The 22,376-nt window shown below is 47.5% G+C and carries 15 protein-coding genes and 1 tRNA gene; 9 read left to right on the plus strand and 7 right to left on the minus strand.

Annotated features, from left to right (window positions below):
- Window positions 1-79: 79 nt before the first annotated feature.
- Window positions 80-583 (plus strand): hypothetical protein, encoded by a 504-nt coding sequence (locus T500_RS16215; RefSeq protein ID WP_051611805.1) that lies wholly within the window; start codon window positions 80-82, stop codon window positions 581-583.
- Window positions 584-1,116: 533 nt separating this feature from the next.
- Here T500_RS16215 and T500_RS0101225 read toward each other — a convergent pair.
- A complete protein-coding gene (locus T500_RS0101225; RefSeq protein WP_036908116.1) occupies window positions 1,117-1,560 on the minus strand; it encodes a hypothetical protein in 444 nt (147 codons plus the stop codon).
- 164 nt (window positions 1,561-1,724) lie between these two features.
- Between T500_RS0101225 and T500_RS0101230 the strand changes: the two genes are divergently transcribed.
- The 6 genes from T500_RS0101230 to T500_RS0101255 all read left to right on the plus strand — a co-directional run bounded on the left by T500_RS0101230 (window position 1,725) and on the right by T500_RS0101255 (window position 10,536).
- A complete protein-coding gene (locus T500_RS0101230) occupies window positions 1,725-3,662 on the plus strand; it encodes a glycoside hydrolase family 97 protein (RefSeq protein WP_028906608.1) in 1,938 nt (645 codons plus the stop codon).
- A gap of 8 nt (window positions 3,663-3,670) precedes the next feature.
- Window positions 3,671-5,485, plus strand: coding sequence for a glycoside hydrolase family 2 protein (locus T500_RS0101235; RefSeq protein ID WP_028906609.1), 1,815 nt, complete (start codon window positions 3,671-3,673; stop codon window positions 5,483-5,485).
- Between the two features lie 21 nt (window positions 5,486-5,506).
- Window positions 5,507-7,855, plus strand: coding sequence for a glycoside hydrolase family 3 C-terminal domain-containing protein (locus T500_RS0101240; protein WP_028906610.1), 2,349 nt, complete (start codon window positions 5,507-5,509; stop codon window positions 7,853-7,855).
- 96 nt (window positions 7,856-7,951) lie between these two features.
- Window positions 7,952-8,371 (plus strand): DUF3836 domain-containing protein, encoded by a 420-nt coding sequence (locus T500_RS0101245; protein ID WP_028906611.1) that lies wholly within the window; start codon window positions 7,952-7,954, stop codon window positions 8,369-8,371.
- A 117-nt stretch (window positions 8,372-8,488) separates the two neighbouring features.
- Entirely contained in the window at window positions 8,489-9,334 is an 846-nt protein-coding gene (locus tag T500_RS0101250; RefSeq protein ID WP_013063370.1) for a DUF3737 family protein, read from the plus strand.
- The gene (locus T500_RS0101255; RefSeq protein ID WP_028906612.1) at window positions 9,331-10,536 is read left to right on the plus strand and encodes a MalY/PatB family protein; all 1,206 of its coding nucleotides are present in this window, start codon (window positions 9,331-9,333) and stop codon (window positions 10,534-10,536) included. The genes T500_RS0101250 and T500_RS0101255 overlap by 4 nt, the downstream gene beginning before the upstream one ends.
- 18 nt (window positions 10,537-10,554) lie before the next feature.
- Here T500_RS0101255 and T500_RS0101260 read toward each other — a convergent pair whose 3' ends face one another.
- Window positions 10,555-12,588 carry a hypothetical protein gene (locus T500_RS0101260; protein WP_028906613.1) on the minus strand — a complete coding sequence of 678 codons (2,034 nt, stop codon included), beginning with the start codon at window positions 12,586-12,588 and terminating at the stop codon, window positions 10,555-10,557.
- Between the two features lie 102 nt (window positions 12,589-12,690).
- On the opposite strand from T500_RS0101260, the gene T500_RS16595 reads away from it, so the two are divergent.
- Window positions 12,691-15,501 carry a family 43 glycosylhydrolase gene (locus T500_RS16595; protein ID WP_196243444.1) on the plus strand — a complete coding sequence of 937 codons (2,811 nt, stop codon included), beginning with the start codon at window positions 12,691-12,693 and terminating at the stop codon, window positions 15,499-15,501.
- A gap of 179 nt (window positions 15,502-15,680) precedes the next feature.
- On the opposite strand, the gene secDF is transcribed toward T500_RS16595, so the two are convergent.
- The 3 genes from secDF to T500_RS0101280 all read right to left on the minus strand — a co-directional run bounded on the left by secDF (window position 15,681) and on the right by T500_RS0101280 (window position 20,863).
- The gene (gene secDF, locus T500_RS0101270) at window positions 15,681-18,713 is read right to left on the minus strand and encodes a protein translocase subunit SecDF (protein ID WP_028906614.1); all 3,033 of its coding nucleotides are present in this window, start codon (window positions 18,711-18,713) and stop codon (window positions 15,681-15,683) included.
- Between the two features lie 114 nt (window positions 18,714-18,827).
- Complete coding sequence (locus T500_RS0101275; protein WP_028906615.1) at window positions 18,828-19,922, minus strand: endonuclease/exonuclease/phosphatase family protein; 1,095 nt, start codon at window positions 19,920-19,922, stop codon at window positions 18,828-18,830.
- Window positions 19,919-20,863 (minus strand): rhomboid family intramembrane serine protease, encoded by a 945-nt coding sequence (locus T500_RS0101280; protein WP_028906616.1) that lies wholly within the window; start codon window positions 20,861-20,863, stop codon window positions 19,919-19,921. Before T500_RS0101280 ends, T500_RS0101275 begins: the two co-directional genes overlap by 4 nt.
- Before the next feature lie 248 nt (window positions 20,864-21,111).
- Between T500_RS0101280 and T500_RS0101285 the strand changes: the two genes are divergently transcribed.
- Complete coding sequence (locus T500_RS0101285) at window positions 21,112-21,384, plus strand: HU family DNA-binding protein (protein ID WP_013064050.1); 273 nt, start codon at window positions 21,112-21,114, stop codon at window positions 21,382-21,384.
- A 72-nt stretch (window positions 21,385-21,456) separates the two neighbouring features.
- Here T500_RS0101285 and T500_RS0101290 read toward each other — a convergent pair whose 3' ends face one another.
- Both T500_RS0101290 and T500_RS0101295 read right to left on the minus strand, forming a co-directional pair.
- Window positions 21,457-22,260, minus strand: coding sequence for a gluconate 5-dehydrogenase (locus T500_RS0101290; protein WP_028906617.1), 804 nt, complete (start codon window positions 22,258-22,260; stop codon window positions 21,457-21,459).
- 34 nt (window positions 22,261-22,294) lie between these two features.
- Window positions 22,295-22,365 (minus strand) — tRNA-Gln (locus tag T500_RS0101295).
- Between the last annotated feature and the right edge of the window lie 11 nt (window positions 22,366-22,376).

The raw sequence follows: 22,376 nt of genomic DNA on the forward strand, positions 1-22,376 counted from the left end.
ATACCTCGCTATGCAAGATTCTGGCTACTGTTGCATTCTAAGAATAAAATAACATTCAATCATATAACAACCAAACGGTATGAAACGAACGATAGAAATGATTACAATGACGCTGATAATCATAGTTGTTGCAGCGTTTGTTGGCTCAACATTAATGGGCTGTGAAAGTGACGATGACAGCATTATTGCCACCGGTGACTTTTGTGTAAGGGATGTTGCCAATAGCGGCTGTAAAAGTTCTAGCCACACCAGGAGCGAATACCCAGAGTACTTTGAGTTTAAGGCCTGCGATGGCGGTTATCTATCTGTCAATCATGTGAACGCAATGTTCAATTGTGCTCCTGGGGAATTGAAAATAGAGGCTACTATCGATGGTAATGTGATCAAGATTCTGGAAACAGAAGAGACGTCTCTGGCAAATTGTGTTTGCCCCTACGATCTTTACTGCGAGGTGGGGCCTCTCAGTAACGGCGATTACAAAGTAGTGATCTACCATGGTTCGTTCGAGATACCAACTCGTCAATTCTCTATCACCTATAATAAAAGGCTGAATGCAAAATATGAAGTTACTTATGAGAATTAAATAATAAAAGTTGTACAACAGCCTACATGCCTACATAAAATCGCTCAAAATCCGCATATACAAAGGATTTCTTGTACTTTTAAGCCTACATAAAGCCTACATCATTTCTACGTGATACCTACATGTTTTAACATTTATACACGGGGTAGAAGATGGTTTTTGTCTGAATAACAACTTTTATCCTTAATACTTGTTGTAAAATTCTCTAGAGAATTTTGTGCTTAGCTAGGCAGTTAGCAATGTTTAGTACGGCACTTAGCCAAAAATTCTCTAGAGAATTTCGCAACTACCCTTACTACAAATTATTGCAAGTACGTTGAAAAGTAACTTTTTGCTCGGCAGGAAGCCACTTCTTGTGCCTCAAGAAGCTACTTCTGACCTATCAAAAAGCTACTTTTTGTGGATTTTATGTAGGAATCATGTAGGCTTTATGTAGGCTTTTGTGGGGCTTTATGTAGGCTTGGACAACACGAAAACGCCCATAAACACAGTTGTTTTGATCAATTTTATGTAGGCATGTAGGCTAACTGCGATTATTTTATTCGCTTAAATACGAATGTGGCTGGAACATGGTCGCAGAAGTAGAAGCCGTAATAGTGAAGTTTTAGTCGAGTACTTGTAACCTCATAACCGAATGGCACTTCATCAATCTTTAGAACAGGATAGTTGGAATAAGTAGTTTCTTCAGAAGAAACAAGAGTCAACTTAACTGGTGTACTCGGTGTTGAGGCGTTCTTCTCGTCTTCGGGAAACAGAATGGTTCCATCTCCTTTAATCTCAATCGTATAATCATTTGGAATATCCTTCTTCCATGCGTTTTGTCCATCATCACCTAGTGATCCTGGTCCATTCTGTACTTCAAGCAAACGCCATCTGCCATAGAGACCTTCCCCTTCGAATTCATCACTCGAACAACCAGTTATGCTGATGGATAGCAGCATAACAGCAAAAATCTGTAAAAAACAATTCTTCTTCATACTTATAGCTTTTTTATGTTTGTTACTGACAAGATAATGAGAGAAAGTAGGAATCCTTGTATGGAGAAGTGTATTTTTTACAATTTGTTAACGTTGGGGGACTTTTAACGTTGGTAGATAATTCGTATCTTTGCAACCAAAATATCAATATTTTCTAACGAACTATGATCAGAAATGTTTTTTTAGTAGCCGCTTTGTTGGCTACAAGCCTCTGCCAGGCAGAGGAGGTAAAGGTGAAATCACCAAGTGGAAATCTGGAAGTTACAGTGAACGATGAGGGTGGCAAGGCTACCTATCAGGTATCGCTCGATGGCAAGCAGATGGTTACCAAGTCGAACTTAGGCTTGAACACCAGCATTGGCGATTTAACCCAGGGCTTGAAGATTGTGGATAGCAAGACCGAAGCTGTGGCAAAGCAGTATGATATCCGTACCGTTAAGGCTTCGCACATTGATTACAAAGCCAACAAACTTACATTAACACTCGAGAATGAACAGAAGTTGCAGATGACTGTTACCTTTATGGTGGCCGATAACGATGTGGCTTTTAAGTATGGTATTGCCAAAGCTCCACGCGGCATGCAGCGCACGCTGGTGTTTGGTGAGGCTACCAGCTTTAACTTTCCTGATGGCACCACCACGTTTATCACACCACAGATTGGTCCTAAGACTGGTTGGGCAAATACCAAACCCAGCTACGAAGAGGGCTATAGCGTTGATGGCCAGCTGAACGAGAAGTCGCACTACGGTCGTGGCTATACCTTCCCTTGTCTGTTCCACCTGCAGGATGGCTGGGCATTGGTAAGTGAGACAGGTACCACCGGCGCTTATTGCGGTACACATGTTTCTGATTATCAGCCTGGTACAGGCTATACCATCGCTTTCCCAGATAAGGGCGAGAATGGTGGCTTTGGTTCGGAGTTCGTAGCGCTGTCGTTGCCTGCCGAAACACCTTGGCGTACCATCACCGTAGGCTCAACCCTGAAGCCTATCGTTGAAACTACCGTAAGCTACGATGTGGTTGATCCACTCTACGAGGCTTCTGAACAGTACAAGGAGGGTCGATATACCTGGAGCTGGCTTATCTGGCAGGATGGTGCTACCGTTTATAAGGATCAGGTACAGTTTATCGACCTGGCTGCGGCTATGGGCTACGAGTACTGCTTGGTTGATGCCCTTTGGGATTCCCAGATAGGTCGTGACAAGATGGTGGAACTCTCACGTTATGCCCAGAGCAAGGGTGTGAGCCTGATGCTTTGGTACAACTCAAATGGCTATTGGAACGATGCGCCTCAGGGCCCACGTAACTGTTTGAACACCTCGCTGGCACGTAACCGCGAGTTCAAGTGGTTGCAGCAGATTGGCGTGAAGGGCATCAAGGTTGATTTCTTTGGTGGCGACAAGCAGGAAACCCTGCAGCTTTACGAGGATATCATGGTTGATGCCAACCGTTACGGCATTCAGGTTATCTTCCATGGATGTACCCTGCCTCGCGGTTGGGAGCGTATGTTCCCCAACTATGTAGCTTCTGAGGCTGTGCTGGCCAGCGAGAACGTGTTCTTTGGCGAGGGCGCTGCCATTCACGAGCCATTCGACCTCACCTTGCATCCATTCTGCCGCAATGCTGTGGCATCGATGGACTGGGGTGGTGTGATTATGAATAAATATCTGAGTCGCGACAACAAGAGTCGTCACTCTCGCAAGACTACTGATATCTTCGAGATTGCTTCAGGCATCACCAACCAGACATCTATCCAGTGTGTGGCCATGTGTCCTAACAACCTGCAGGAGCTGCCTCAGTTCGAGCTCGACTTCCTGAAGACTCTGCCTGCTACATGGGATGAGACACGCTATATTGATGGCTATCCTGGTAAGTATGTGGTACTGGCCCGTCGCCATGGTGCCGATTGGTACATCGCAGGTTTGAATGCCCTGAAGGAGCCACTCAAGCTCACACTCGATCTCTCGATGTTGGCTGGTAAAACACCAACTATCTATGTAGATAACCAGAAGGGCGAGCCTACCATGGGTACCCTGAAGGTAGATAAGAAGGGTAAGGCTAAGGTTACTATCCAGCCTAATGGAGGATTAATCATCAAATAACAAATGACATGAAGAAATTACTAACTACTATGTTGCTGGCTGCAAGTGGTGTGCTTGCAGCTTCAGCCGCTAACGAGCCCCTGCCATTAATCCAGAATGTGCAGGCTTATGAGAGCTGTTCATTGAATGGCGATTGGAACTACATTGTTGATGTACAGGAAGAGGGCTATTACGACTATCGCATGAACCCTATGCGTAATGGTTTCTTTATCAATGCCAAGCCCCAGAAACCTGAGGATTTGATTGAGTACGACTTCGACAAGTCGCCAACCATGAAGATTCCTTCTGACTGGAATACACAGGACGAAAAGCTGTTTTTCTACGAGGGAACAGTTTGGTTTAAGAAGAGTTTCCAGGCTGTGCCTATGACCGAATGCCGCACCTTGCTGTATTTCGGTGCTGTAAACTACGATTGCCATGTATGGGTGAATGGTAAGAAGGCTGGTCACCACGTGGGTGGCTTTACCCCATTCAACTATGATATCAGCGACTTGCTGAAGAAAGGCGAGAACACCGTGATTGTTAAGGTAGATAACAAGCGTCATGCCGAGGATGTGCCCACACAGATTTTCGACTGGTGGAACTACGGTGGTATTACCCGCGACGTGAAGCTGGTAAAAGTGCCCATGAACTATCTGGAGAACTACGATCTGCAGCTGAAAAAGGCCGCCAACAAGGCCAAGGTGAGAGAGCTCGCCTTTTCGGCTAAGATGAACGCCAAGGAGGCTGGTCATCAGGTAGAGGTGTATATTCCTGAACTGAAGTTGAAACAGCAGTTCACTACCGATGCCGAAGGCAAGGTGAGTGGTGTTCTGAAGGTGGCTGCCAAGAAACTGCAGCTGTGGTGCCCAGAGAACCCCAAGCGCTATGATGTGCAGCTCACGCTCGATGCAGGTATGGTTGCTGATTCTATCGGTTTCCGTACCATCGAGACACGTGGCAAGCAGATTCTGCTTAACGGCAAGCCCATCTTCCTGAAGGGTATCTCTATCCACAATGAGAAGCCCAATGGTGGCGGACGTGCTAACAGCGTTGAGGATGCTCACACGCTGCTTTCATGGGCCAAGGAGTTAGGTTGTAACTTTGTGCGTCTGGCCCACTATCCTCACCACGAGGAGATGGTGCGCGAGGCTGAGCGTATGGGTATCCTGGTATGGAGCGAGATTCCTGTTTACTGGACCATCGCCTGGACTAATCCAAACACCTTCGCCAATGCCAAGCAGCAGCTTACCGATATGATTGCCCGCGACCATAATCGCGCTAACGTGATTATCTGGAGTATCGCCAACGAAACCCCACACTCTGCCGAGCGTGATAAGTTCTTAGGTGGTCTGGCCAAATATGCCCGCACACTCGATAACACCCGTCTGATTTCGATGGCGATGGAGGTTACTGGTGCCTCGAACTATGTGAACCGTTTGAACGACAACATGAACGAGTATGTGGATGTAGTAAGCTTCAACCAGTATATTGGTTGGTATCGCGATGTAAACGATGCCCCAAAGATGAAGTGGGTGATTCCTTACGACAAACCCGTGATTATCAGCGAGTTCGGTGGCGGTGCCCGTTACGGCTATCATGGTGCCAAGAACCAGCGTTGGACCGAGGAGTTCCAGGAGAATCTCTACAAGGAGAATACCGCCATGCTCGATAAGATTGAGGGTCTGGCAGGTACTACACCTTGGATTCTGAAGGACTTCCGTTCGCCTCGTCGTGTTCTGCCTGGTGTGCAGGACTACTATAACCGTAAGGGTCTGGTAAGCGATAAGGGCGAGAAGAAGCTGGCCTTCTACGTGCTGAAGAAGTGGTACGAGACTAAATAATAATAAATAAGGTATTATCCAATGAAAAAGGAACTTAAGACTATTGGCAGTTGGGCTATGATGGCGCTTGCTGCATTAATTACAAGTTGTAACACAGCAACAGACATGGAACAGCAAATAGATGAACTCTACCAGAAGATGCCTCAGGAGGAGCGCATCGCACAGCTGAAGAGTATGTATATGGACGAACTCTTTGATGCTGACGGCAAGTTAGATACAGCCAAGTGTAAGGAACTGATACCTTATGGTATTGGTCATTTCTCACAGTTCTGCATGCAGCAGCCTCGCGATCCGAACGAACTGCGCGATCGTGCTGTGGCTATTCAGGACTGGCTGATGCACCATACACCCAACGGCATCCCAGCCCTCTTGCACGAAGAGGTGCTCTCGGGTATCAATACCTTAGGTTCTACCATCTATCCCCAGCAGATTGGTCAGGCAGGTTCGTTCAACCCTGAGTTGGCTGAACTGAAAACACGTCAGACCAGTACGCAATTGCGAAAAATGGGTGGTATTTTTGCCCTGTCGCCAATGGTCGATGTATGTCGCACCCCCAGCTTTAATCGCTTGGAGGAGTCGTATGGCGAGGACGGCTACCTGTCGGCTGTGATGGGTACCGCCTTTGTTGACGGCTTGCAGCAGGGCGACTTGAAGAAAGGTGTTGGCGCCTGCTCTAAACACTACTTAGGTTATGGTGGTGGCGGCGATGCCGACGAGAAGGAGATGATGGAAGAGATTCTGTTGCCTCACGAGACTATGATTCGTTTGGCTGGTAGCGTAGCTGTAATGCCAGGCTATCACGAGGTGCATGGCACAAAATGTGTGGCTAACAGCGAGATTCTGCAGGATATCCTGCGTGGTTACGTAGGCTTTGATGGTATGGTAGTGAGCGATTATACCGCTATCGACCAGATTCCGAATATCGACAGCGCCGTAGAAAAGGCTGCCGCTGCCATCAATGGTGGTAACGATGTCGACTTCCCCTTTGGTGCCAACTATCAGCTTTTGCAGGAGGCTATCGATAAAGGTCTGGTTAAGCCCGAGGTGCTGGAGCGTGCCGTGAAGAATGTGCTGCGCACTAAGTTCCGTATGGGCCTGTTCGATAAGGATGCCTACCTCTACTCGAAGGAGGATATCAAGCTCGATACTCCCGAAGAGCGAAAGACGGCTTACGATATCGCTACCCAGAGCGTGGTGCTGTTGGAGAACAATGGGGTGCTGCCACTCAAGGAGGTGAAGAACGTGCTCCTTACTGGTCCTAATGCCAACTCTATCTGGGCTATGTGTGGCGACTATACCTATCCTGCCATGTCGTACTTCTGGAAAAAGGTCGACTATAAGTCGGAGAATCCTCACATCGTGAAACTGCTCGAAGGTATGCAGAACCACAAGCCCGAGGGTGTTAACGTGATGTATTCGCGTGGCTGCGATTGGACCGAGGAGATTGAGACTAAATATGGTGAGCTGGGCGATGCACGTGCTTGGGAGTACGAGTTGCTGCACCGCAAGGTGGATGCAGGCGAGAAGGCCGACAAAGCAGAAACCCTGCAGATGGCTAAGGATGCCGATGTGATAATTGCCGCTGTTGGCGAGAATGTGATGCTTTGTGGCGAGAACCGCGATCGTCAGGGACTGCGCTTGCCAGGTAAGCAGGAACAGTTTGTTGAGGAACTCATCCAGACAGGTAAGCCTGTTGTACTGGTGATGTTTGGCGGTAGAGCTCAGGTTATCTCTGGCTTAGCCGAGAAGTGTGCTGCTATCATTCAGGCCTGGTATCCAGGCGAGGAGGGTGGTAATGCCGTTGCTGATATCCTGTATGGTAAGGTATCTCCATCGGCCAAATTGTCTGTCAGCTATCCTAATGTTGAGATCAACGAGCCCATCTGCTACAACTATGCTGCCGAGAAGGATGCACGTGTTGCATGGCCCTTCGGTTATGGTTTGAGCTATACCACCTTCGAGTATGCTAACTTAGAGGCTACAACCGAGGTTACTACCAAGGACGAGAGCTTTAATCTCACCTTTGATGTGAAGAATACTGGTAAGGTGGCAGCCGATGAGGTGGCACAGATCTATCTCTCGCCTGCCGATAAGAGTCTGCAGATTCGTCCTATCCAGCTGCAAGGCTTTGCCCGTGTATCGCTGAAGCCCGGTGAGAGCAAGAAGATTAGCGTGAAGATGTACACCGAGCAGTTAGGTTATTATACCCATGATGGTCAGCGCCAGTGGAACATCCAGCCAGGCAAGTATATCATTAAGGTAGGCGCATCATCGCAGGATATCAAGTTGCAGCAGGAGATTAACGTAAGTGGCGAGCCGGTTAAAATGCCTTTGAGAAAGTTCTATTTCTCAGAGGCAAAACAGATTTAACCTAAAGATAACATTACGATAACTCAATGCTTGTGCAACTTTTCGTACCTTTGCAACGTCAAACAGATAAAAATAACAATTTAAAACGATAAAGGTATGAAAGCAATCATCACAGCAGCAATGGTTATCGCCATGTGTCTTAGCACTGTTAGTTCGTATGCAGCTAACAATCAGAGTGAGGCTCAGAAGGTTGAGTATCGTTATGAATACGATGAGCAGGGTCGCCTTGCCTTCAAGGAGATGCTGAGCTGGGATGAAGCCACACAGCAGTGGCAGAAGAGCAGCCGCCTGACTTATAAGTACTTTAAGAATGGCTACAACGAAGAGGTTAGTCAGTGGAATGCCGATAAGCAGACCTATGATATCCCCTCGCAGGTAACGCTCTACCGTTCGCAGGCTCCTAATCTTACAACGGTTAAGACCTATAAGATGAACGAGGCACACGACAACATGTATCTCACCAGTCGTACGGTAGTCATGGAACCTTTGGATGCTTATTTGCTCGCGTTGAAGTAAATTCTCTCTCTTTAAATTATAAAAACCCTTAAAGGGTAAAAGAATCCGTGGTCAGTTTACACTGATTACGGATTTTCTTAGTAACTTTGCACCCGAATTTATAATAATACAAAAACAATGGAACTAATTAGAGGTAAGGAATTTGGAGGCGAGAGGCCTCTGTTTGCCGCTCATGATTTGAGATTAGAAGAGATTACAATTGTAGATGGAGAGTCTGGTATCAAGCAGTGCCAGAACATGGAATGTTACGATAGCAAGTTCTATGGAAAATACCCTTGGTGGCACGTGGATGGTGCTAAAATCGAACGCTGCTATTTTGCACCTGGTTCGCGTTCGGCCATCTGGTACACCAACGATCTGGTGATGAAGGATTGTACGATTGATGGCCCTAAGTTCTTCCGTGAGATGAAGAACGTAGAGCTGGAGAACGTGGTGATTAACGATGCCGACGAAACTTTCTGGAAGGTAGATGGCTTGAAACTGAAGAATGTGAAGCTGCATGAGGGAACCTATCCCTTCATGTTCTCTAAGAATATCTATGTAGATGGATTGGAGAGTGATGCCAAATATGTATTCCAGTATTGTGAGAATGTAGAGATTCACAATGCTAAAATTATCACGAAGGATTCGTTCTGGGAGTGTGAGAATGTGACTATCTACGATTCTACGCTGGATGGTGAGTACCTGGCTTGGCACTCTAAGAATGTGCGCTTGGTTAACTGTCATTTGGCTGGCGAGCAGCTGTTGTGCTATGCACAGAACCTGGTACTTGAGAACTGTACCTTTGACGCTGCTTGCGACCGTGTGTTTGAATATTCAACCGTTGAGGCCGACATCAAAGGCCACATCGAGAACATTAAGAACCCCACCAGCGGCCACATCGTTGCCGACAGTATAGGTTCGATTACTATCGATGAGAACGTGCGTGAACCAAATAATTGTATTATAGAAACAAGAAAATGAAATACGATTTTGACGAGTTGGTAGAACGTCGTGGAACGGGATGCGTAAAGTGGGATGCGGAAGCCCCACGTTCAACGGGGGGCTGGCTTCCGCCAGGGGGCAATTCCGAGTTTAAGGAAATAATTCCTCTGTGGGTGGCCGATATGGACTTTAAGGCTGCCCCGGCTATTCTGGAGGCCGTTCGTAAGCGTGCCGAGCACGGTGTGTTTGGTTATACCGTAGTTGAGGATGATTACTACGAGGCTGTTATCTCATGGTTCCAGCGCCGTCACGATTGGACAATCCATCGCGAAGAAATTCTCTATACCACAGGTGTCGTTCCTGCCATGAGCGTGGCCATTAAGGCGCTCACCATGCCAGGTGAGAAGGTGCTGATCCTGTCGCCCGATTACAATTGTTTCTTCTCGTCAGTTCGTAACAACGGTTGCGAGGTGCTTGAAACAGCCTTGAAGCGTGTTGGCGATACTTTCGAGGTGGATTGGCAGGACTTTGAGACCAAGTGTGCCGACGAGAAGACTACTGTTTTCTTGCTTTGCAATCCTCATAACCCCACAGGACGCGTGTGGACTAAGGCTGAGCTGATGCAGATGAACGATATCTGCTTGAAGTACGGTGTAAAGGTGGTGAGCGATGAGATTCATTGCGAACTGATGATGCCAGGCTATCAATTCCAGCCGTTTGCGGCTGTGAGCGAGGCATGTCGCCAGAACTGTGTCATCCTTAATTCGCCTTCAAAATCGTTCAATATAGCAGGTTTGCAGGCTGCCAACATCATCTGTTCACAGCCTTCATGGCGCCGCAGATTGGATCGCGCTATCAATATCAACGAGGTGTGCGATCTGAATCCCTTCGGTCCTGTAGCCCTGAAAGCGGCCTATAACGAGAGCGAGGAGTGGATTGATGAGCTGAACCAGTATCTCTGGGGTAACTATCAACTGCTTTGCGAGTTCGTGGCAGAAAACATCCCTCAGTGGAAAGTTTGTAAACTGGAGGGCACCTATCTGCCCTGGGTAGATATCTCGGCCATGAATATGACCTCGCAGGCGCTTTGCGATATGCTGCTCGATAAGGCTAAGGTGTGGATTAATCCTGGCACGATGTACGGGCCTCAGACAGGCGAGGGCTATGTGCGCTTTAACATAGCTACTCAGCGTTCGCGACTGAGAGAAGCCTTGGAAAGAATAAAGGATGCACTCGGTTGAGTGCATCCTTTTTCTTTATTAGTTAATCAGGAATATCTTTGTAAGACCGTTGTAGGTTGCCTTAACGGTGGCACGTCCTTCTACAACTTTGCTTATCTCAAACCTTACTTCAGGTACATCAGAAGTGACAACAATGTTTGAGTTGTCGCTTACTTTACCATATACCTGATAGCGGGTCTGGTCGGTATAGCCGTTCAGATTGGTGAAGCGGATAGGTGTTGTGGGCATTACTAACTTCTGTCCGTCAACCTCAATGTTAACCTGAGGCACAACTGGAGCTTCGAACTTGTCGCCAGCCTTTGAGAAACCGATACCGTGCAGGTCGAACAGTCCCTGAGGGCGCTGAGGTCTGCGTGGGCCCCACTGTGGGCGCATAGGGGCTTCAATCTCGGCACCATCGGCCACCAGATAGATAGCGTGCTTACCTGTCAGTCCTTCGACTGCAGGTGTGCTTACCTGGTAAATCTTAGCGGTACGTGGAGCATCAGCAGGAATATCCAGAACAGCAATCTCTTCGCCCTTCCATGGGTTATCCAGACGAACGTGAATCTTAAAGGCACCATGTCCGCCTGGTGTCAGGTTCAGATTCAATGTGGCGCCATCGCCTTTACTGATGCCTTTAAAGGCCTTGATGCCCTTGGTGTCGGCTTTCAGTCCGCCAAAGCCAAAGTACTTAAAGCCTACAATACCAGTATTGGTAATGCCTGCCAGGTCCATCGAGTTGTTCCAGATGTCGTGGTTATCCTGCATCCAGTCGTTGCTGTTTGTGCCGCCAGTCATGAAGCAGGCGATACCAGCCGAATAGTACTGATAAGGAGGCAGACCAAAAATCTGGAAACCCTCAGAGGTTACCTCGGCACCTGTATATTCTGTGCCATCGGTAGCCTTGGCTGTCCAACTGTTATCAGCAGCATATGGATCGTAACCGGTAATCTTTACGGTACCGCCTTTAGCTACAGGTTTCTTATCCCATGTAATCTTAACAGGAGCAACCATTGCCTGACGGGCATAGCCGAAACCACGTGGTGGACGATGATAGAATACGTACCACTGACCGTTGATCTCCTGCAGCGAGCCGTGGGTGTTGTGGGCCGCATTGGTGGTAATCAGCTTCGAACCATCTTCGCCAGTTACTACACCACGTGAGTCAACCAGTACACCACCAGAGCGCCATGGGCCTAATGGTGAATCGCCAAAAGCATAACGCAGGGCAGAGTTAGTAGAGCCCTGTCCGTAGTCAGGACCGCTATAACCAGAGAATACCATCACGTATTTGTTGCCTACCTGACGGATGCTCGAAGCCTCGAAGAAGTTGAACTCGCCAGGGTTCTGGCCTTTATAGAGGGCTGGATACTGCGTGCCCTCTGGGTCGCGTACCTTACCATAACTGGCCGATGCGGGGATAAAGTAATCGTGCAGCTCAGTGCCTGGGCGCATTGAGTACATGGTATTCTGATCCAACTCGCAAGCGGTTGAGTGCTGGAAACCATAGAATACGTAGGCACGGAAACCTTTAGCGTAATCGGGATCCTTCTTGTTGGTTACAGGCTCGATAAATACTGATGGGTCGAAATCAATCAATGAGCCAGGCAGACACTTGCGACCATCCTCTGTGAGGTTGATGGGAGTGAAGGGGCCGTTGGGGCGGTCGCCCTTACAAACCATGGGTACACGCTGCCAGCCACGAGAGTGGGGGTACAGATAGTAAGTCTTCTTACCTGTGGCCTTATCTTTTACCTCAACCAGATCGGGGGCAAACATGGTGTCCCACTGACCGTCAACATAATGGGTGAAGATTGGACCTTCGTCGCGCCATTGGCTTAAGTCCTCAACAGGTGCCGACCACATGCGGATATCGCTTCCGCAGTAGGCTGTGTAGTTTGTGTCGTGCGAACCAATAATGTATGCACGGAACTTTCCTGGCTGATCGGGATCCTCAAATACACGGGGTTCGCCATCAGGCAGATGCTCCCAAAGCGGGAGGTACGGATTCTGTGCCTGAGCCGATAATACGGCCAGCAACAGAAGGGGTAACATAAAAAGTCTTTTCATATAAATATGGGTTGGGTTTTGTGAAAAATTGTGTGCAAATTTAGTAAATTATCCACATTTATGCTATTAATTTTAAAGGAAATGTTTAACTTTGCAACATATATGAAAGTAATTGTAACTATTCTGGCGTCTTTGTGTATAGCATCGATGCACGCAGCCGACTTTAACATTAAAAGTTATGGTGCCCAAAACGACACCACAGTACTCTCTACGCATGCTTTACAACAGGCCATCGACGCTTGCTCTGCTGCAGGCGGTGGTCGTGTGGTGGTGCCTGCAGGTAAATATAAGATAGGTACCATACAACTGAAGAGTCATGTACACCTGTATCTGGAACAAGGAGCTACGCTCTATGGTAGTACCCGATTAGAGGATTATATACCGATGAAATCGGACTATTTGTCGCTTCGAACGCAAACTACCACCATCCAATTGATCTATGCTGATGGCGTGCAGGATGTGTCGATTGATGGCTTGGGTACCATAGATGGTCGAGGACGGGCCTTTAAGAAACTCTTGTGGAACGATGAAGGCATCACCCGTCCGCATCTGATTCGCTTTATCCAGAGTCAGGATATTCTGGTGCGTGGTGTCACCTTGCGTAATTCGGGCTGCTGGATGCAGCATTACTTGGCTTGCGACCGCTTGAATATCGATGGAATCAAGGTTTTTAATCGTAATAACTATAATAACGATGCACTGGATATTGATGGCTGCCATGAGGTGATTGTGCGTGGTATGATAGCTGATAGCGACGACGATGGTATTACGCTGAAGAGCACCTCGCCCCGTCTTTGTGAAAACGTGCGTATCAGCGATTGTGTGGTATCGAGCCATTGTAATGCCGTTAAACTGGGTACTGAGACCAATGGCGGCTTCCGAAATATCAATATCTGCGGTATAGTAGTAAAACCCAGCTACGATCAGCAGGAGAAGTTCTTCGGACAGTGGATTGGTTCGTCGGCTATCTCGCTTGAGATTGTGGATGGAGGTGTGCTGGAGAATGTGAAAATTGCCGATTTCATCGTTGAAGGCACCGAGTCGCCTATCTTTGTACGTTTGGGCCATCGTGGACGTGGCTACAAAACTGGGCAGCATATCGATCATGTTGGTTCGATAGATGGTGTGCATATCAATAATATCCAGATTCGTAATGCCGGCTCCATGGGCTGTTCTATTACAGGATTGCCTGGTCATCCTGTACGTCATGTGTACTTATGTAATATATCATTGCATCATAAGGGTGGGGTAAAAGCATCTCAATTAACCGAAATTGCCGATTCCATCGCCGATGAAAAGGCTGCCAGCTATCCTGAGGCTACAATGTGGGGCAATCTGCCAGCCAAAGGTTTCTTTGTGCGTCATGCACGAGATGTGCAGTTCTCTAATATCCACGTTTCAACAGTTGATGAGGATGTTCGCCCTGATTTTGTGGAAGTTGATACCGAGGGATGGGGCGATCAGGGTGACGGTACGTATCGCAACCCTGTGCTGAATGCTGATTTTTCAGATCCTGATGTGATTCGTGTGGGTAACAAGTTCTATATGGTGGCTTCTGATTTCCACTTTATGGGTATGCAGGTGCTGGAGAGCGACGATATGGTGAACTGGCGTTATACCTCTCAGATATATCGTCGTTTCAACGAGCCCGGATGGGATTCTAACCAGCATTATGCCGGCGGTTCATGGGCACCTAGCATTCGCTATCACCATGGACTATACTACGTTTATTTCTGTACACCCGACGAAGGCCTTTATATGTCAACAGCCAGCAATCCTGCGGGCCCATGGGCACCGTTGCACCTGGTGAAGCGCGTGGCTAAGTGGGAAGACCCTTGTCCGTTCTGGGACGAAGATGGACAGGCTTATTTAGGGCGCAGTCAGCATGGCGCTGGTCCTATTATTGTGCACCGCATGTCGGCCGATGGCAAAACGCTGCTTGATGAGGGTCAAACGGTGTATGAAGGTCCTATTGCCGAGGGTACTAAGTTTATGAAGCGTAATGGCTGGTACTATCTTATAATTCCTGAGGGTGGTGTCGGCACAGGCTGGCAGACAGTTTTACGTTCTCGTAACATTTATGGCCCCTACGAGCGTCGTATTGTGTTAGAGCAGGGTTCAACTGGTGTTAACGGCCCTCACCAAGGTGCTCTGGTTGATGCACCTGATGGCTCATGGTGGTTCTATCATTTCCAGGAGACACCCGTACTAGGGCGTGTGGTTCATCTGCAACCGGCTCGTTGGGAAGCCGATTGGCCAGTGATAGGTGTCGACTATGATAAGAACGGTATTGGTGAGCCGGTGGCTGCTTGGAAAAAGCCTATTTCTTCGGCGGGAACTGCCAGTTTCCAGTCTTGTGACGATTTTAATGGCGCCTTAGGACTTCATTGGCAATGGAATCATAATCCGGTTGATACGCATTGGAATCTCACCGATCGCAAAGGCTGGCTCACACTCAATGCCTTGCCTGCAGATAGCCTGAAACAGGTTCGCAATATGCTTACTCAGAAGGTGATTGGCAATCTGAGTGAGAGCTCTACCAAAGTAAGCATTAAAGGTGATAGTTATGCGGGACTTTTCTGCTCTGGTAAGTTGTTTTGTGGGGTAGGATTGTGTAAGGATGGTGTGTTTACTGAGTTCGGTGGTCAGCGTAAACTAATCGCTAAGGCGAGCTACCAGGAAGTATGGTTCAAGGTAACCAACGATTGTGAGCAGAATCGCCACCTTTTTTATTATAGTATAGATGGAGAGCATTATCAGTCTGCAGGTTCGGCATTCGCTATGCGTGGCGGTTATTGGAAAGGTATCCGTGTGGGACTGTTTAACTACATTCCTACAGGCAAAACAACCGCTAAGAGCCAGGCATCTTCGTATGCCCAATTCGACTATTTCAATCAAAAATTCGCCCAATAGTTTGGCTGATTGCTAAAAATCTCGTACCTTTGCACACGAAAGAACACGCGCCCTGATAGTTAAATGGATATAACAAGGTCCTCCTAAGACTTAGTTCCGCGTTCGATTCGCGGTCGGGGTACGAAAAAAGAGCTGCATTCCATCTGGAACGCAGCTCTTTTTTATAAGCGATTGTTTGATTACTTGTTCTCAGCAACCTCTACGTCGTCCTCCTTGATTGTACGGCCCATCCAAAGGAAGGCTGTAGGAGCGGCGATGAAGAGCGAACTCAGAGTACCGAATACAACACCCAGAATCATAGCCAGAGAGAACGAGCGGATGCTATCACCACCAAGGATGAAGATAGCCAACAGCACGATCAGTGTGGTTACAGAGGTGTTGATGGTACGAGCCAGTGTCTGGTTCAGTGAGTCGTTGAACAACTGCTGACGGTCGCGCTTGCCATACAGACCGAGGTTCTCACGGATACGGTCGAATACTACCACCTTATCGTTGATAGAGTAACCGATAACGGTCAGGATAGCACCGATGAATACCTGGTCGATCTCGAGCGACATTGGAACCCAACCCCAGCACAGTGAGTAAACACCGATTACGAGCAGGGCGTCGAGAGCCAGAGCCACAACAGCACCTACAGAGAAGGCGAGGTTGCGGAAACGCAGCAGGATGTAGAGGAAGATAGCAATCAGAGCGATACATACGCTGATGATAGCACCATGAGTAATATCCTTAGCAACTGAAGGACCTACCTTAGCAGAGCTGATGATTGAACCACCCTCGCGAACATCAGGATTCTTGAATGCCTCAACGTTCTCCTGACTTACGAGACCAGCCTTCTTCAGTGCACCGAACAGGATGTTCTCAGCCTTGTCGTCAACCTCAGGATTGTTGCTCTCGATATCCCAGTTGGTAGAGATACGAACGGTCTTACCATCAGTACCCAGAGCGATAACAGAGGTGTTAGCCTCCTGGTTAGCCTTCTCGCCGATAGTGTTGATGAATGCACCTGCCATAGCCTTACGAACCTCCTCAACAGGAGTCTGCTTGTCGAGTGTTACAACGTAGTTACGACCACCAGTGAAGTCGATGCTCTGGCTCAAACCACGAACAAAGAACGAACCAATGCAAACTACTGCTACAGCAGCCCAGAGAGCATAGGTCTTCTTGTAAGCGCCCATGAAGTTGAACTTAGCGTTCTGCATCAGGTTCTTTGAGTAACCAGTTACGAAGGTGAGGTTAGTCCACTTATCCTTGCCCAGCATGTAATCGTAAACTACACGAGTGAGGTAAACGGCTGTGAAGAATGAGATAACGATACCAATGATCCATGTGGTAGCGAAGCCCTTAACAGGACCTGTACCGAAGTAGAGCAGGATGATACCGGTAATCAATGAAGTGAAGTTAGAGTCGAAGATAGCGCTGAAAGCGTTAGAGTAACCCTTGTTCAGAGCCTCCTTAACACCAAGACCCTTCTTCAGCTCCTCCTTGATACGCTCGTAGATAAGCACGTTAGCATCCACAGCGGTACCCAGTGTCAGTACGATACCGGCGATACCAGGCATTGTAAGAGCGGCCTGGAACGAGGTAAGGATTCCCAGTGTGAAGAACAGGTTGAACAGCAGAGCGATATCCGAGAGGAGACCTGGTACAAAGCCGTAAAGCATGATCATGTAGATCATCAACAGTACGAAAGCTACTACGAATGAGATAATACCCTGCTGGATTGACTGAGCACCCAGTGAAGGACCTACAACCTCCTCCTGTACGATACGGGTAGGAGCAGGCATCTTACCTGAATTCAGTGTGTTAGCCAAGTCCTTAGTGGCCTCGATAGTGAAGTTACCAGTAATCTGTGAGTTACCACCATCAATCTGAGTGAGGATACGAGGAGCAGAGTAAACGGCATCGTCGAGTACGATAGCAACGGCCTTACCGATGTTCTGCTTGGTAATCTGGCTCCAACGACGAGCACCGTCAGAGTTCATCTGCATTGATACAGAGGGGTGGCCCATCTGGTCGAAGTCGTCCTTGGCACCAGTGATAACATCACCCTCCAGTGGAGCACGACCTGAAGGCTCAGTAACCTTCAGAGCATAGAGCTCAAAGATATCGCCCTTTGTATTCTGTCCTCCGAAGTCCTCAGGTGTAGCACCCCAACGGAGCTTCAGTTCAGCAGGGAAGATACGACCAGCGAGGTCAGAGTAGATAATCTTGTTAATCTCGGCAGTATCGCGAGCGTTAGCATAACCAACTACAGCGAGGGTGTTACCCTGTGTAGGCTGGAAGATAGAGAACAGAGGATTCTGCTTCTTGGCCATCTCAACAGCCTTGGTATCTTTGCTGTCCTTCTTAGCCAGCTTAGCAGCCAGGTCGCTTGTAGCAGCCTTAGCGCTATCGGCAACAGCAGCAGTAGCAGCGCTGTCAACAGCAGTTGTGTCGGCTACGTCGACACCACCCTGAGCAGCCCAACGCTGATTCAGCTGAGCCAACAGAGGAGTAACCTCCTGTGAGTTGTAGGTCTCCCAGAACTCAAGGTTAGCTGAACCCTGGAGCAACTTACGTACACGCTCAGGCTCCTTGATACCAGGCATTTCTACCATGATACGACCGCTCTGGCCTTCGAGCTTCTGGATGTTTGGCTGAACAACGCCGAACTTATCGATACGGTTACGAACTACATTGAATGAGTTATCAACGGCACTCTGTACCTCAGTACGCAGCGCAGCCTCTACCTGTGAGTCGGTAGATGATGTGCTTACCTTGCCCTTCATCTGCTGGGTAGCAAAGATGGCAGCAAGTGGACGACCGTTGCCCTCCTGTTTCCAATACTTTACGAACAGAGAGATGAAGTCGTTCTGACTGGTCTCCTCTTCCTTCTTAGCCAGTTCCATGGCCTTCTTGTAGGCAGCGTCAGTCTTGTGGTCGGCCAATACGTCAACCACATCAGGTACTGATACCTCAAGAATAACGTTCATACCGCCTTTCAGGTCAAGACCCAGGCCAATCTCCATCTCACGGCACTGCTTCAGAGAATAGATACCCATGTACACCTTCTCGTTGTTGATTGAATCGAGGTACTCCGCACCTGCCTCTTCGCCCATAGCAGCAGCCTTACTTTCGTAGTGGCGTGTTACGAACGAGAAGGAAAGGTAGAAGCAGCACACGAGAATCAGAAGCACTGCGATAAATTTTACAATTCCTTTGTTTTGCATTTTGTTTTTAATTATTATTTATTTATATTATTTTCTGTTCGCGTATAAAATAGCGTGCAAATATAGGCATTTTTTTACACAAGGAAAAATTTATTGGCAAAAATTCACTCATTTTTATTGATTACTTTTCATTTTTAGGGTGCAGATGATAGGATTATGGTCACTTGCGTCCATTTTACTATCAATATGGCAGTTATAGGGCTCAAAGTGGTCGGATACTAAAATGTGGTCGATACGTACAAAGAAACCTTTCTGATTATATGACAAACCGATGCCTTTTCCAGTCTCCTGATAGCAGTCTGTCAACCCCTGTGCGATGGTACGACGGGAGTACGAAATAGGGTTGTCGTTAAAGTCGCCACAAACGATAATCGGGTACTGTCGGTGTGCCTCGATATAGTCGTGGACAGCTTCGGCTTCAGGGGCTCGTTTGGCGGCATATTTGCCCAATTTTTCGATAAGAAACAACGTTTCGGCCTTAGCGGTGTCTTTCTCCATCTTACCGCTAATCATCTGCTTGTATTTATCACGGTCTTCGTTCGAAAGATGTGTACCTTCTAAGTGGTTGTTAATCACCAGTACGGTGTCGTTATCCACTTGGAGATAGTAGGCCACAGAGCCATTGCCTGCAGACTCGTAGGGGATTCGTTCCTTCCTGATAATCGGGTACTTAGTATGGATACCAACACCGTTGATGCTGGCATCTTGTGGGTTAAAAATGGTGGTGTCGTTATAGGGGTAGATTTTCTCGTACCATTGTTTCACATATCTGCGCCAGGTATCAACATCCTCCTGCAGGCAAACAATGTCGGCATCTTGCTCTGTCAGGTATTCGTGTACTTTCTCAAAGCCTTGCTCATACTTATAGTTGCCACCATACTGACATACGTTGTAGGATATCAGTTTAATGGTGCCTTCTGGGGGCGTTTGTGAGGTGTGTAGCGGCATATAAAGTGTAATAGGCCCATATACTATCACATATCCTACGACAGGAATCCAGGCTTTCTTCCATTTAAATGTCAGCCAAAAGAACAGAAATAGCAGGTTGGCTATCAGGAAACCAGGAAAAGCCATACCCATACACGAAAGCACGGGATGTTCTACAGGATTGATACGGTCGGCATAGCCTGCCAATATCATCAGCAGTACAGTAGCCACATTGGCGCCTGCGATAAGGTTTACCGTTATGGTCTTAAGTTGCTTGATCATGATTGGTTGCTTGCATCGAAGAGTTTTTTCTTCTCTTCTTTTGTCAGACTGTCGTAGCCACTCTTGCGGATTTTATCAAGAATGGCATCTATCTCTTCCTGGTTCTGGCGCTTACGGGCATTATACTCCATATCATCTTCTTTCGAACCGCCACCTCTGTTTACGTGCATGTTGGGATTGCTGTACCCGCTGCCCTGATGGTGTTGGCGCTGTTCAAAGTTGCGCTTCAGGTTGTCGAAGAACTGCATACCGCGACCACGGTCGAAGCCGGAGTTGGGATGACGGTTCCAATAACGAATCATCAGGAATCCGAACAGCATACCACCTAAGTGGGCTGTGTGAGCTACACCATCGCCACTGGTTCCTAAAGCTGAGAAGAACTCGATGGCTACATAACCCAATACAAACCATTTGGCTTTAATGGGGAATGGGAAGGGGATGATAAAGAGTCGCTCGTTGGGGAATGTCATACCGAATGCCAAGATTACGGCATACACGGCACCAGAGGCACCAATGGTGGTCCAGGCGTTGAGTTGGCCGCTCAGTTGCTGGCCGATGGCAAATATCTCGCCAAAGGTTACCGTTGGGTCTTGTGCGTTAATAGTCATATAGAACTGGCCCAACTGTGCGATTTCCTGCAGGAATCCGGCACCAATACCACAAGTAATGTAATAAAAAAGGAATTTCTTGGGGCCCCAAACATTTTCTATCACACAACCAAACATCCATAAGCCGAACATATTACTGAGAATATGCATGAAGTTGGCATGCAGGAACAGGTAGGTGACAAACTGATACAGGTGGAAATCGTTGGCCATAAAGAAATGTAGGCCACCGATGTCGGCCAGATCGATACCACGCAGTTGTAGTACTACCGTGGCTAAGAATGCTATCAGGTTAATGATAAGCAGATTCTTTGTGATGGTTGGTATGCGGAACATCATATCATTTACTATTTATCTATTATTACTTTTTAAAATGAGTGCCTTTCGGCATCTATCGGGTGCAAAATTACTAAAATAATCTCTTTTTTAGGCCAAAATGCCCTCGATAACAACTATTTTTTATTAAAAAGTGAAATTTTTCTGTTTTTTTGTTGTTTCTTTAAATACTTTCCCTTATATTTGCCAAAGTTTTCGACTATACAACAGTTATTACTATTAAATATTTCATTAAATTTTTTAAGATTATGAACAAAACAGAATTGGTAGAGAAGATTGCAGCAAGTGCTGGCATCTCAAAGGTTGACGCTAAGAAAGCTCTCGACGCAACAGTAGTAGCTATTAAGGACGCTCTCGTTAAGGGTGACAAGGTTGCTCTCGTAGGTTTCGGTACATTCAGCGTAAACGAGCGTCCTGCTCGTGAGGGTATCAATCCTCTGACAAAGCAGAAGATTACAATTGCTGCTAAGAAGGTTGCTAAGTTCAAGGCTGGTGCTGAGCTTGCTGACGCTATCAAGTAAGTCGATTGTAAATAAAAATTTAATGGGGATCCTTTTCAGGGTCCCCATTATTCTTATATATGTATCGTGTGCTTATTTGGGCTGCTTGCCGATATAAGCCAAGATACCACCATCTACATAAAGCACGTGACCGTTTACGGCATCCGAGGCGTGTGAAGCCAGGAATACAGCAGGACCACCCAACTCTGAAGGATCGAGCCAACGACCGGCAGGTGTCTTAGCGCAGATGAATGAATCGAATGGATGACGGCTTCCGTCTGGCTGACGCTCACGCAATGGGGCTGTCTGTGGGGTAGCAATGTAACCCGGGCCAATACCATTACACTGGATGTTATACTCACCATACTCAGAGCAAATGTTACGTGTAAGCATCTTCAGACCACCCTTAGCAGCAGCGTAGGCAGATACGGTCTCACGTCCCAGCTCACTCATCATAGAGCAGATGTTGATGATCTTACCCTCACGACGCTCCATCATTTCAGGAATAACGGCTGATGAGCAGATGTATGGAGCAACCAGGTCAACATCGATAACCTGCTGGAACTCGGCGCGCTTCATCTCATGCATAGGGATACGCTTAATGATACCGGCGTTGTTGACCAGAATATCAATCTGTCCAACCTCAGCGTGAATCTTTTCAACGAGTGCCTTTACTGCATTCTCGTCGGTCACGTCACACACATAACCCTTTACATTGTCGATACCAGCCTCCTTGTAGTTGTCGAGACCGCGCTGCAGTGCAGCTTCGTTAATGTCGTTGAAGATGATGGTTTTGATGCCAGCAGCAACAAATGCCTTAGCAATGTTGAAACCAATACCGTAAGATGCACCAGTAATCCAGGCGTTCTTACCCTCTAATGAAAATAGATTTGCCATAATTTTGTTTGTTTTAGAAAAATGTTCTTAGTAGTTGGACGACTCGGATTCGAACCGGGAATGACAGAACCAAAACCTGTAGTGTTACCATTACACCATCGTCCAAGGATATTTGG

Origin of the sequence: Xylanibacter ruminicola Ga6B6 (assembly GCF_000687715.1) — a bacterium.
Taxonomy (GTDB): domain Bacteria; phylum Bacteroidota; class Bacteroidia; order Bacteroidales; family Bacteroidaceae; genus Prevotella; species Prevotella ruminicola_B.

What these genes read in the sequence shown, in the direction of transcription:
- T500_RS16215 (WP_051611805.1), top strand. Translation starts at nt 80, where the DNA reads ATGAAACGAACGATAGAAATGATTACAATGACGCTGATAATCATAGTT.
- T500_RS0101225 (WP_036908116.1), bottom strand. Translation starts at nt 1,560, where the DNA reads ATGAAGAAGAATTGTTTTTTACAGATTTTTGCTGTTATGCTGCTATCC.
- T500_RS0101230 (WP_028906608.1), top strand. Translation starts at nt 1,725, where the DNA reads ATGATCAGAAATGTTTTTTTAGTAGCCGCTTTGTTGGCTACAAGCCTC.
- T500_RS0101235 (WP_028906609.1), top strand. Translation starts at nt 3,671, where the DNA reads ATGAAGAAATTACTAACTACTATGTTGCTGGCTGCAAGTGGTGTGCTT.
- T500_RS0101240 (WP_028906610.1), top strand. Translation starts at nt 5,507, where the DNA reads ATGAAAAAGGAACTTAAGACTATTGGCAGTTGGGCTATGATGGCGCTT.
- T500_RS0101245 (WP_028906611.1), top strand. Translation starts at nt 7,952, where the DNA reads ATGAAAGCAATCATCACAGCAGCAATGGTTATCGCCATGTGTCTTAGC.
- T500_RS0101250 (WP_013063370.1), top strand. Translation starts at nt 8,489, where the DNA reads ATGGAACTAATTAGAGGTAAGGAATTTGGAGGCGAGAGGCCTCTGTTT.
- T500_RS0101255 (WP_028906612.1), top strand. Translation starts at nt 9,331, where the DNA reads ATGAAATACGATTTTGACGAGTTGGTAGAACGTCGTGGAACGGGATGC.
- T500_RS0101260 (WP_028906613.1), bottom strand. Translation starts at nt 12,588, where the DNA reads ATGAAAAGACTTTTTATGTTACCCCTTCTGTTGCTGGCCGTATTATCG.
- T500_RS16595 (WP_196243444.1), top strand. Translation starts at nt 12,691, where the DNA reads ATGAAAGTAATTGTAACTATTCTGGCGTCTTTGTGTATAGCATCGATG.
- secDF (WP_028906614.1), bottom strand. Translation starts at nt 18,713, where the DNA reads ATGCAAAACAAAGGAATTGTAAAATTTATCGCAGTGCTTCTGATTCTC.
- T500_RS0101275 (WP_028906615.1), bottom strand. Translation starts at nt 19,922, where the DNA reads ATGATCAAGCAACTTAAGACCATAACGGTAAACCTTATCGCAGGCGCC.
- T500_RS0101280 (WP_028906616.1), bottom strand. Translation starts at nt 20,863, where the DNA reads ATGTTCCGCATACCAACCATCACAAAGAATCTGCTTATCATTAACCTG.
- T500_RS0101285 (WP_013064050.1), top strand. Translation starts at nt 21,112, where the DNA reads ATGAACAAAACAGAATTGGTAGAGAAGATTGCAGCAAGTGCTGGCATC.
- T500_RS0101290 (WP_028906617.1), bottom strand. Translation starts at nt 22,260, where the DNA reads ATGGCAAATCTATTTTCATTAGAGGGTAAGAACGCCTGGATTACTGGT.